Raw genomic sequence first — 8,462 nt, forward strand, 5'->3', positions numbered from 1 at the left:
CCTTATGCTGTAGTACATGACGTAAATCTTCAATGCCTGTCATATTATAGGTGGATGTCATCAATACGTCATAGCCGATTTATTTATAAAGCTCAACCATTGCTTCCGTATGGGAATCCATCAAATCACATTTATTGATACATAGCACGATAGGTATATCTGCATGCTCAATCATAACGAGCATTTTATTTAGTAAAAGCTCATTAATATCTGGTTCATGGGCTGCTACAACTAATACAACTTGATCTATATTAGCCACCGCAGGGCGAACCATTGCATTATGACGTTCGTGGATGGATTCAACGAACCCATCCTCCGAAATCGTAACGCGATCACCAACAAGTAGACTGTAGCGACCTTGCTTGAGTCTACCTCGAACTTTGCATTCATGAATGGTACTCGTATCATCTTGAACGTAAAAGTAACCATTCATATTTTTGACAACAATACCTGTAATCATAGTACCTCTTATAATGCAGTCTCTTGTACTAATGCACCATTGAGATATACTTCAATACGTACATTACCTACGCCAGATACTTTACGAACGATACGATCACCAGGTTTATTGGTATCATCATAAATTACAGCAGACCCTTCGTCGTCTTTCACAACGATTTTAAGTTCTTGATTTTTAGAACCAGATGGTACAGTAACGTCTACAGTACCAGTTGTTTTATTACTACTGCTTTCTTCTTTTTTCTCAGATTTCTTTTTCTCTTCTTTGAATTCAGTAGTAAGGTTTAATGTGGAGCCTTCATCAATTTCGTCACCAGCTTTAATACTTTGCTCAATGACTACAGATTTTTCTTCCACAGAGCCCGCCACTTGATTTACGCCTAAATGAACATTGCTCAAGGTATCACGAGCATCTTTTAATGTCATACCTACGAGATTAGGTACTTTTACTTTTTTAGCTTTTGCTTTATTTACAACAAGGTCAATTGTAGTACCTTTGGAAACCTTAGAATCGCCAGAAGGACTTTGAGCAATAACTACGCCATCTTTTTTACCGTCAACAGATTGTTGTGTTATCTTACCTACAACTAAGCCAACATCTTTTAGTCGTTGACGAGCTTGATCTACAGTTAAGTCAGTTAAATCTGGTACTGTAATATCACCTACACCTTTTGAAACAACCAGGTGAATCGTACGTTGTTCCTTAACCTTTTCCCCAGCTCCAGGAGTTTGCGAAATAACTTGACCTGCTGGTACATCAGGGTTTGTAACCTCACTTGTAGATACACGTAAGTGTTTATCTTCTAAGATGTTTTTAGCTACAGATACTTGTTTACCTACCACATTAGGTACATCTACGGTTGTATTACTCCAGAAGTTACCATAGCTTAAGAAAGCACCTAAAAATGCTACTAAGAAAATAACAGCAGCACCTAGAACGATGTATTTTTGTGGAATCGATGCAATTTTACTTAACATACTCTTCTTTTGACCCTCGTCTTTACGCTCTTCTTGAATAGTGCTGAAATCCTCCATTGCTTCAGGATCAACAGCAGGAATCATTTGCGTAGCAAAGTCATATGGTTCATGACGCTGTGTTTTACCCATCGTAAAGCCTTGAGATAATCGTAAATCACTAATCATATCAGAAATAGAATCAAAACGATCAGCAGGATTTTTAGATAAGGCCTTTAAAACTACAGCCTCTAAAAGCGGTGGAATAGATGGGTTATAACGTGTTGGTGGTGCCACCTTCTCACGAACATGCTTTAATGCAACTGCAATAGGTGTTTCCCCTTCAAATGGTACGCGACCTGTAAGCATTTCATATAATACGACACCAAGTGAATAAATATCTGTATTACCATCTACAGGTTTTCCACTCGCTTGCTCAGGTGATAAATAGTGAGCAGAGCCTAAAATTGAATTCGTATACATAACTGTATTAGTAGCATTCATGGCACGAGCGATACCAAAGTCAGTTACTTTTACACGACCAGTACGAGTAATAATTACATTATGAGGTTTTATATCACAGTGAACAATGCCCATTGTATGAGCGTGTTCTAAGCCTTCAGCTATAGCAATAGTAAACTTTACAGCCTCATCTATGGATAGTCTTCCATGACGAGTAATGTATTCTTTTAATGTTTCACCATCTACATATTCCATAATGATGTAGTGTAAATCTTGATCAAATCCTACATCATACATATTTACAATATTTGGATGATTTAATTTACCTGCAGCTTGTGCCTCTCGCTTAAAGCGAGTTACAAATTCATCATCATTAGCAAAGTTAGCATGCAATACTTTAATTGCTACTTGTCTACCCAGTAAGGTATCTTCTCCAAGGTATACGTCAGCCATTCCACCAACGCCAATTTTATCAACAATACGGTAGCGGTTATCTAGAAGTATACCTTTTATATTCATAGTACTCATTATTTCTCCATTTCTAGATTAGATTGTTCCCACCACAATGGTCACATTATCTCCTGCTCCGACTTCATAAACAGTATCCATCAATGATTCAACAACTATCATGTTGTCATCAGACGATTGTAATGCAGAGGCAATCACATCATCTGTTACATAGCCACTTAATCCATCAGTACAGAGTAAAATACGATCACCGGGAAGAATCGACTCCACACCGCTATCAACCTCTAACACTTCATCGACACCGACAGCGCGAGTCAATAAATTACGTTGAGGGTGACTTAGCATTTCATCCTTTGTAATCTCTCCAGCAGTTAATAATTCTTGTACCATAGAATGATCCGTAGTAATTTGTCTTAAAAGACCATCTCTATATACATACAAACGACTATCACCAACACTTGCCCAGTATAGCTGATTATCTTTGATTGCCGTAACTACAGCAGTGGTACCCATACCAGCAAGACGTTCTTCACTAGCTACGCGATTTACAATGCGTTGGTTTGCGTGAATGATAGCGTCGCATAAATCTTGTTGGCCAACCGTTTCAAGGGAGGCCAAATATTCTCTTATTTCATCTACCGCATAGGTACTAGCGATTTCACCACCGCTATAACCACCCATGCCATCAGTGACAGCGCAAACGTTACCATCAATAAAGAAACGGTCTTCATTGCGCTGCCGCACAAGTCCAATTTTACTTAAACCAACAAAATTATTCATGATTCTCCTTTTTCCGACCGTGAGCTGCTTTTAATTGCCCACATGCGGCTTGGATGGCATCGCCCATTTCCTTTCGTACCGTTACAGATACGCCATAGGAAGCAACGATGTCTTTAAATGTATTCATATTCGTAATAGATGGTTTATATAAATCAATATGTTCATTGCCATTAACAGGTATTAAGTTAACATGGCAATTTGGGAAATCTTTACAGATTTGCCCCAATGCATGAGCCTCCTCCATAGATGCATTTACAGAATCTATAAGAATATACTCAAAGGTGATACGACGTTGTGTTGTTTCATAATAATATTTTACCGCATCTAAGACTTCCGTCAATTCATAACGGGCTCCAACAGGCATAATACTACGACGTACGTCGTTATTTGTGGCATGTAATGAAAGTGCCAATGTTATTGGCAAACCTTCATCTGCTAATTTATAAATATTTGGAACCCAACCACAAGTAGAAATAGTCATCTTGCGATAACTAATATTACAAATCACAGGATCGTGTAACAATTGCAATGCTTGTAACACATTATCGTAGTTTTGTAATGGCTCCCCTGCGCCCATAACGACAACAGAATGGATTTGCTCTTTAGTAAGAGCCCCGAAAATAACGACTTGACCAATGATTTCAGGTACTGTTAAATCGCGGTATAAGCCTCCTTGTGTAGAGGCACAAAATACACAGCCCATAGCACAGCCTACTTGTGACGAAACACATACGGAATAACCATAGTGTTGTTCCATCAAAACAGCTTCTACGCGACTTTGATCTGTCATTTCCACTAGGATTTTTCGAGTCTTTCCATCTGGAGATATAGACTCAGTAATTAATGTAGGCAAAGAGATAACACAGTTATCACTTAACCATTGACGCAATTCTTTTGGGAATTGTGTCATTTCTTGAAAATCGAACACATATCTATGATAGATATAGTCGATTAACTGTTTCGCTCGAAACTTTTGTATATTATGGGTCTTAAAGATAGATTGTAATTCTTCTAAAGACTTACCCAATAATTCTATCATGGTACTCCATTTCTTATATTATGATAGGCGTTTCATACGAGTCATAAAGAATCCATCCATATGATCTCGCGGTGGATATGTTGTAATCATACCATCGGTAGATGGTGGTAATCCTTCATAAGATACAGGGTCGATAACAAAGTTCTTATGAGTTGCTAGGAATTTTTCCAATACCTCCTCATTTTCACCGCTATTAATCGTACATGTGGAATAGACTAAATAACCATGAACCTTAACCATTTCCGACGCTTTTTCTAATATTTCAAGCTGTAATGGAGGTAATTCATTTAGTAAATCCTCTGTTTTGCGCCAACGCATATCTAATTTCTTTTGTAAAATGCCAAGACCAGAACAAGGGGCATCAACTAAAACACGATCAAATTGTTCCTTCCAATTATCAGGTAAATAACGACCATCTTGTAATTTAGTAGAAACAATGGATACGCCTAATCGCTCTGCATTCTGATTCATAAGCTCTAACTTATGGTCATAAATGTCACAACTCATAATAGCGCCTGTATTGTTCATAAGGCTTGCCATATGCATAGACTTACCACCTGGTGCGGCACAACAATCCAAGATACGCTCCCCTGGTTGAGGGTCTACTACATGGCCAACGAGCATAGACGCTTTATCCATAAAGGTGATATGACCTTCTATAACTGGTTTTGCTTTTTCTAAATGTCCTTGGTGACCATCTATATACACTGCTTCAGGAATTTTATTGTCCTGTTCAACAGTCCATCCTAAATCTTGTAGTTCTTTTAAACAATCCTCAATTGATACTTTCACCGTATTGATACGGGCCGTTAAACGAGGTTGCTCATTGAACCAAGCACAGAGGTCTACGGTTTTATCTTTACCCATTTCGTTCATCCACAAAGTAACAAGCCATAATGGTTGATTGTAGATAAAAGAAATCTCTTCAGCTTCAGATTTCGCAAGTTCACCAATAGAAATGCTATCGCTTTCTCGCAAAACCGATCGCAATACAGCGTTTACAAAACCAGATAATCCACGTGTTAACTTCTTAGCAAGTTTAACAGATTCATTGACCGCCGCACTTTCAGGAACCTTATCCATGTAGATAATTTGGTAAATTCCAAGTCTAAGGATTTCCACAACCATAGAAGATAATTTTTTTAAAGGTCGTTTGGCAAAGTGAACAATTATGGCATCCAAGTAATTTTTTCTACGAATAACGCCATATACAAGTTCTGTAAAGAACCGTCGATCCAAATCGGATAAATGATATTTTTGTAAATACTCTTGCAACTTAATATTTGCATAAGCACCATTGCGATTAATATCGCTCAATGCTTTTACAGCGAGCAACCGAATATTCTGTTGTTGGTTAGTCTTTACTTCTGTCATCACTATTCCTACCAATCAATTGTTCTACCACTGCACGAACACGTTTAGGGTCTACTGTTGTATTACAACATGGCCCATTAGGACGTTCATTTAATACGCCAATAACAGGGATAGGGAACACATCAGCCATACCACTGGCTAAATCTCGTTCACAAGCTATAGCTACAATGGCTTTAGGTCGTGCCTCCTTTACCTTCATTCGCGCTAAGGTACCTCCAGTGACAACTATAAATTGACATCCATAGTCTTTAGCCACTTGTAATAAGCTACCAACTTGACAGCGACCACACTGCTTACAGTTGTATACGTCATGTGTAACCTTATGAACACATGAACTTTCTTGTAGACAATGTGGGGTCAATAATAATATACGTTCCGGATCAACCGTATACATATCTAGCATCACTAGATGATTAATTAAGTCAATCATAGACTGACGTAGTTGATCCTTAGTAACCCCTCTCACCTTACCGATAGCCAAGGTTAATGGAAATAATCCATATATAAACTGATTGGCTAATCTTAAAACAATAGGATGTAATCGTATAGCACCTGTACTTGCAACAATAAGGGATAAACACAATACCCATATAATACCTATCAAAATAGAAAGAACTATACTACTCATAATAGGTGCAATGGGATGTAATTGTGAAAGCCCAGGTTCTAATACATAGATTAGAAAACCTAGTACCGCTGTGAGTAAAGCACATGTAATTGTTGATAATATCAGGTATAACGGATACGTTTCGTACTGTTTACATTGAGTCCCCAAAAACGATACCTTCCTTTATCTGATGTCCATTAATAAAATCTATAGCAGAAATGCGCTTTTTATTTTCTGGTTGAACCTCTGTTAATAGAATTATATTTCCATCACCACAAAATACACCTAACCCGGCTGTTTTAGATACGATTGTACCAGGCACAGTAGTGGCTGATATAGCAATTGGTACATGTTTACCATGAACATCTATCAAACAGTGAGTCGTATCACTGGGAACCACTTCTCCGGACCATACTTTTAAACGTTTTCCATTGAGATATGTATAACATCCAGGTGCTGGATTAAGTCCTCTAATGAGATTTGTAATTTCATGGGCTGGCTTAGACCAGTCTATTTGGCCCATTTCTTTTGTAATTTTAGCAGTATGTGTAGCCATAGTATCATCTTGTGGAGTTGCCACAATTTCCCCATTAACCCAACGAGTTAATACGGGAACAATTGTTTCACCACCAAGCACCGCCATACGTTCAAATAATTGACCTGTCGTTTCACCAGGTAAGATATCAGTCTCCACGATATCGATGATATCACCAGTATCGAGGCCATCATCCATATGCATAATGGTAACACCTGTTTTAGTATCCCCATTTAAAATGGCATAGTGAATCGGCGCAGCCCCTCTATAGCTTGGTAAAATAGAGGCATGCACATTAATACACCCATATTGAGGCAATCGAATAAGCCAAGGTGGTAGGATTTTACCGTATGCAATAACTACTACTACATCAGGTTTTAATGATTCTAATTCAGCTTGCACTTGCTCATCCCTTAAAGTAACAGGTTGATAAACAGGCAAGTTATGTTCTAAAGCAGCTATCTTTACCGGTGGCATTTGAACTTGTTTGCCACGGCCCTTTTGTTTATCAGGTTGACAGTACACACCAACAATAGTATGCCCTGCTTGGATTAGCGCTTCTAAAGTGGGAACAGAAAAGTCTGGCGTTCCCATAAAGACAACGCGTAAAGGTTTAAAATTAGACAATTTCTTTCTCCTCTGGATGATCTGCAATCAATCGTAAGTTTGTCGCTTTTTCTATAAATAAATGACCTTCTAAATGATCGATTTCATGCTGGAAAATACGAGCCAAAAAGCCTTCTGCTTTAATAGTGACCTTTTTGTTATGTGGATCAATGCCTTTGACGGTGATTTTATTAAAACGTTCTACATCCCCAAAATAGCCTGGCACACTTAAACATCCTTCAGGTCCTACTTGAGAGCCTTCAGCATGTGTGATTTCAGGATTAATTAAAGCAATGAGTCCACTACCAACTTGATCGTCTACTACGATAATTCGTTTAGAAACAGCCACTTGAGGTGCAGCTAGGCCAACACCTTCAGTTTTATACATCGTTTCAGCCATATCATCGATAAGGGCTCTAAGTTTTTTATTAACATGTTCTACAGGTTCCGCCACTTGTTTCAAAACGGGATGACCTGCTTTTACAACATCTAATACTGCCATTGACACTCCTATACTACACAGGATCCACGTCAATCAGTAATCCTTCTTGCGTGAAAATCCATGAGTTATATATATATTCTTTCAAATTCGTTAAATCAGTACCGCGAATCATAATCGCTAAGCGATACATATCGCGTACCCTTTTTATAGTTGCTTCGTAAGGACCATTAATAAGAATATCTTGATCCCCTTTATGAGCCTCCAAATCATCTACTATGCGATTTGCAATAGACTCTAAGGTTTCCATATCTTGATGACGCACTACCATGTGAATCATTTCTCTAAACGGAGGATATCCTAAGGCTTTTCTATTTTGAATTTCTTCATTATAAAAGCCTACATAGTCATGAGCCTTACTCTTTATTATAGCATAATTTAACGGATTATATGTTTGTATTACAACACTGCCTGTTTTATCGCCCCGTCCAGCTCGTCCAGAGGTTTGGGTAAGCAAATCAAAAGTTCTTTCAGACGCCGTATACACAGGAATATTTAAAACTGAATCGGCTGTTAAAATACCTACTGCTGTTACATCTTTAAAGTCATGACCTTTAGATACCATTTGGGTTCCCAATAAAATATCGTATTTATGAGCTCCAAAGTCATGTAAAATATCTTCTGCCAATTGTTTATTTTTAGTGACGTCTTGATCAAGGCGGGCAATGCGAGCCGATTT

8 protein-coding genes and 1 pseudogene are annotated in these 8,462 nt (G+C 38.1%); all 9 read right to left on the reverse strand.

The window, feature by feature from the left end; all coding sequences use genetic code 11:
* Positions 1-460, reverse strand: a pseudogene (rsgA, locus tag Q0F90_RS05285) (GTPase RsgA); the annotation flags it as partial.
* An 8-nt stretch (positions 461-468) separates the two neighbouring features.
* Positions 469-2,394, reverse strand: a complete 1,926-nt coding sequence (gene pknB, locus Q0F90_RS05290; protein WP_296004008.1) for a Stk1 family PASTA domain-containing Ser/Thr kinase — start codon at positions 2,392-2,394, stop codon at positions 469-471.
* A 27-nt stretch (positions 2,395-2,421) separates the two neighbouring features.
* Positions 2,422-3,123: a Stp1/IreP family PP2C-type Ser/Thr phosphatase gene (locus tag Q0F90_RS05295; protein WP_296003997.1), complete on the reverse strand. Its 702-nt coding sequence runs from the start codon at positions 3,121-3,123 to the stop codon at positions 2,422-2,424.
* Positions 3,116-4,162 (reverse strand): 23S rRNA (adenine(2503)-C(2))-methyltransferase RlmN, encoded by a 1,047-nt coding sequence (rlmN, locus tag Q0F90_RS05300; protein WP_296003999.1) that lies wholly within the window; start codon positions 4,160-4,162, stop codon positions 3,116-3,118. Before rlmN ends, Q0F90_RS05295 begins: the two co-directional genes overlap by 8 nt.
* A gap of 18 nt (positions 4,163-4,180) precedes the next feature.
* Entirely contained in the window at positions 4,181-5,536 is a 1,356-nt protein-coding gene (gene rsmB / locus Q0F90_RS05305; protein WP_296004000.1) for a 16S rRNA (cytosine(967)-C(5))-methyltransferase RsmB, read from the reverse strand.
* Positions 5,517-6,311 (reverse strand): DUF116 domain-containing protein, encoded by a 795-nt coding sequence (locus Q0F90_RS05310; protein ID WP_296004002.1) that lies wholly within the window; start codon positions 6,309-6,311, stop codon positions 5,517-5,519. The genes rsmB and Q0F90_RS05310 overlap by 20 nt, the downstream gene beginning before the upstream one ends.
* Positions 6,295-7,305, reverse strand: coding sequence for a methionyl-tRNA formyltransferase (gene fmt, locus Q0F90_RS05315; protein WP_296004003.1), 1,011 nt, complete (start codon positions 7,303-7,305; stop codon positions 6,295-6,297). Before fmt ends, Q0F90_RS05310 begins: the two co-directional genes overlap by 17 nt.
* Positions 7,298-7,786, reverse strand: coding sequence for a peptide deformylase (gene def / locus Q0F90_RS05320; RefSeq protein WP_054747555.1), 489 nt, complete (start codon positions 7,784-7,786; stop codon positions 7,298-7,300). The genes fmt and def overlap by 8 nt, the downstream gene beginning before the upstream one ends.
* Before the next feature lie 13 nt (positions 7,787-7,799).
* On the reverse strand, positions 7,800-8,462 hold a 663-nt coding region (locus Q0F90_RS05325), incomplete at its 5' end, for a helicase-related protein (protein ID WP_296004006.1).

The sequence above is a fragment of the uncultured Veillonella sp. genome (assembly GCF_934190855.1).
Classification (GTDB): domain Bacteria; phylum Bacillota; class Negativicutes; order Veillonellales; family Veillonellaceae; genus Veillonella.